General features: G+C 65.3%; 4 protein-coding genes. All 4 read right to left on the bottom strand.

Annotation, left to right across the window (positions count from 1 at the left end):
• Positions 1–487: 487 nt before the first annotated feature.
• A complete protein-coding gene (locus FVW27_RS11110) occupies positions 488–1,111 on the bottom strand; it encodes a tetratricopeptide repeat protein (protein ID WP_167125147.1) in 624 nt (207 codons plus the stop codon).
• On the bottom strand, positions 1,101–1,493 hold the full coding sequence (locus FVW27_RS11105) for a hypothetical protein (RefSeq protein WP_007525518.1): 393 nt from the start codon (positions 1,491–1,493) through the stop codon (positions 1,101–1,103). Before FVW27_RS11105 ends, FVW27_RS11110 begins: the two co-directional genes overlap by 11 nt.
• A gap of 2 nt (positions 1,494–1,495) precedes the next feature.
• Complete coding sequence (locus tag FVW27_RS11100) at positions 1,496–2,164, bottom strand: CxxCxxCC domain-containing protein (protein ID WP_167125145.1); 669 nt, start codon at positions 2,162–2,164, stop codon at positions 1,496–1,498.
• Positions 2,165–2,632: 468 nt separating this feature from the next.
• Positions 2,633–2,821 (bottom strand): ferredoxin, encoded by a 189-nt coding sequence (locus FVW27_RS11095; RefSeq protein ID WP_007525515.1) that lies wholly within the window; start codon positions 2,819–2,821, stop codon positions 2,633–2,635.
• Between the last annotated feature and the right edge of the window lie 453 nt (positions 2,822–3,274).

Below are 3,274 nucleotides of genomic sequence, written 5' to 3'. Positions count from 1 at the left end.
GCCAGTTGCCGCGCCTCGTCCGGCGCAAGCTCCAGTTCGCGGGCCACGGTGCGCGCCACGCGGCGCATGTCCACCCCGGCCAGGCGCGCGGCTATGCGCCGCCTGTTGTACCACAGCACGCAGAGCACTGTGGCCTTGACCGCCCCCACCCCCACGGCGAATTCCCAACTCATGCGGTGTCTCCGGATATGTTCGTGGCGGCGCCGCGCAGAAGAAGGCCGCCTCTCCGCCCGGGGGCTGGCCTCGCCGCCGGGTTTCGCGGCGCCCCATCATGTCCACCCGGCATGCATGAAAAAGGGGGAAGGGCCAAGGCCCCTCCCCCGTCATTGCGGTCTACCCACCCTTTACCGAAGGGCCGTTGCCCGAATCGGTTTTTTGTTCGTTGGCGAGGAAAACGAGTCTGCCATGAGGGAGTATACTCTTATCGTATTCGACCGATATGGCAGACAAAGTTTGACGAAGCCAACGGGCAAAAGGCCGGTTTGGGCTAGCGGTGGGCTTCCAACTCCTGCAGGAACTCCGGACGCACCTCGAAGCCGCAGGCAGCGGCCTGGTCGGCGAACTGCACGGCCTGGGCGAATTCGCCCCGCTCGAAGTGGGCCAGCGCCAGGTTGTTGTAGGCCGGGCCAAAGCCGGGCTCGCGCTTGATGGCCTCGCGGCTGATCTGGATGGAGGCCTCGTAGTCGCCCTGCATGTAGTAGGCGGCACCCATGGTGGCCATGGCCTGGATGAAGTCAGGGTCCCATTTCAGGGCCTTTTTCAGGGCCTTGATGGCTTCTTCCGGCTCGCCGCGCTGCAGGTGCACGAAGCCGATGTTGCTCCACGGCACCGGGAACTTGGCGCGGCACTGGGCCGCTTCCTCGTTGTAGCGCAGGCAGCCGTCCAGGTCGCCGCGCTGCAGGCAGATGCCACCCAGCTGCACGTAGGCTTCGGCCAGGCGGGGCGAGTTGCGCACGGCGCTCAGGAACGATTCTTCCGCCGCCACGAAGTCGCGCTTGTGCAGCAGGGCCACGCCAAGGTTGTAGTGATGGTTGGCGCAGTTCTCGCTTTTTTCTATTTCGGCCCGCAGGTCGGCGATGTACTCGTCAATGTCATCGTACTTATCCTTCATCGACGTGACCCTCCTTGATCAGAATATTGTAGTACCACACGCAGAAATCGAACACGCCGCGGTACTTTTCGTCCTTGTTGACGATGCCGAGGGCGGTTTCAAGCGCGCCTCGACCGTATTCGTTGGTGTAGTCCTTCTTGTTGGCCGTCTGCAGAAATTCGCGCACGAGTTGCTGGGTGGTGCGCTTGGTGATGTCCTGGCGCGTGTCCAGCGGGTCGTTGGGCTTCTGGAAGGGGTCCCAGTTCTCGTAGCCGATGCGCTCGACGTACTTGCGCCGCCGGGGCGACATGGCGTCCCAGATGGCGCGCTTCTGGACTTCCTCGTCCGGTGTCAGTTCGCGCGTGGTGCTGTCGCGGAACATGGAGCCCGAGATGTTGACCATGCTCAGCTCTCCTTCTTCACCGGGCCGACGCCAAGATAGGTGTTGTCGTACCTGGTGATCAGCGCCATGGACACCGGCACGTACACCTGGTCCAGTTCGCGGTAGCGAGACTGCACGGCCACCAGGATTTCGCGGCTGAGGCCCGCCAGACGCTCGTGGATCTTGTCCAGCGCCACGGTGGGGTATCGCCCGCCGGGGGCGAAGCCGGTGCGCCCGCAGGTGTGGGCCACGCCGCCGATGGCGGTGGGAATGCCGTACAGGCGGCAGGTGATGGGCCGGTGGGCGTACATGGCGCAGGTCTCGTCGTCGCCCAGCAGGGGACAGCGGATGCGCTCGCGCGCCACCTCGGCCAGCAGTTCGGCGGAATCGCGGCCGGTCAGCGATTCCTTGTACAGGCGGCGCTTCAGGCGCACGGCGTGGCGGTCTGCCGCGTCGGCCCGTTCGAGGATGGCGGAACGCTCCGCGCCGAAGCCGAAGGCCTCGGCAAAGCGCTGGTTCAGGTACATGGCCTCCACCAGGCCGAGGTCGAACAGGGCGTGGCAGCAATCGCTGCAACCAAGGCCGCAGGTCACGCAGTCGGCGTGCTGCGAACGCACGCGCTCGAACAGCGCATCGGCTTCTGCCACCAGTCGTTCATATTTGGCGAAGATTTCCGTCAGGTCCACGGTCATCCATTCTGCTCCTTGGGGCCGCGCGTGCGCGACCGTCATGCGATGGCCCGACAGGTTGGCGTATCGGGCGCTGGGCGGACTCGGTCGTTCTGTGGCCGGAATGCACACCCCAAGGTTGCCGCCGTCTGCTGCCTTGCGGCACGGTCTGCCGGAAAGGCGTGCGGACGGAGGTTCGCGCGGCTCCCGCGCGGGCGTGCGGATGTGCGGGAATACGCGGTGCGGGCGGGCGACACGCCACGGGAAGGCAACCCCCGTTTCCGCTGTGGCGCGGGGCATGCCATGCCCCTGTCCTCCTCGCGGCCCGCAGGGCCGCGTGAAGGGCTGGCCCCGAAGTCTGGCCGCAAAGCCTGGCCCTTGGGTGTGGCCCCTGTGCGTGGCCCTATGCGTGGTCCTGATGCGGCAAATGCCGCCGGACGGCGCAAACGTCGTCCGGCGGCATGACGTGCAGCAAATCCGGAAAGGCGGCGGCTAGTTCTCTTCGACGGTGATCGCGCCGGCTTCGCAGACTTCCACGCAGGATTCACAGCCCAGGCATTCTTCCTCGTTCACGGGAACAGCCTTGCCGTCCTGCAGCTCGTAAACTTCGACGGGGCACACGTCCACGCATTCGCCGTCGCCGGTACACTTATCGGTGTCAACAGTAACAGTCCAACCCATGTCATCCTCCAGGCGTGTTTTTCAGCCGACGACGTAGTCGGCTTTTTGGGAACAATTCCCTGTCGTGATTGCGAAAAAACCGCGTCACCACAGGGTTTGACGGCTTACCATCGAAATTGCAGATAGCTGTCGGCAACCGGGGTGTCAAGCTTTGACGCAAATTCTCATCGTTGCGAGACGCGGGAATTCCGGCAGCCGGAAATCACCACCCCCTCAGGGCTCTCTTGCCATTGGGGTTTTCGTCCGGAGGCGGGCATGCCGGGGTCGCCGCCCGCAAGCCCCGGCGGGGCGTCTTATACCGCCAGCGAGACGTAGTAGCCCTTGCCGCCGCGCTGGATGAGCAGGGTCACCTTGCCCGCCAGCCGGTACCGGGCAAAGGCCTGGGCAAAGTCGCGGGGGGTGCCCACGCGCACGCTGCCCACCTGGCGCACCACGTCGCCGGGGGCCAGCCCC

Source organism: Nitratidesulfovibrio liaohensis, assembly GCF_011682075.1.
Lineage (GTDB): Bacteria > Desulfobacterota > Desulfovibrionia > Desulfovibrionales > Desulfovibrionaceae > Cupidesulfovibrio > Cupidesulfovibrio liaohensis.
This window is presented reverse-complemented; position numbering and strand designations above follow the sequence as displayed.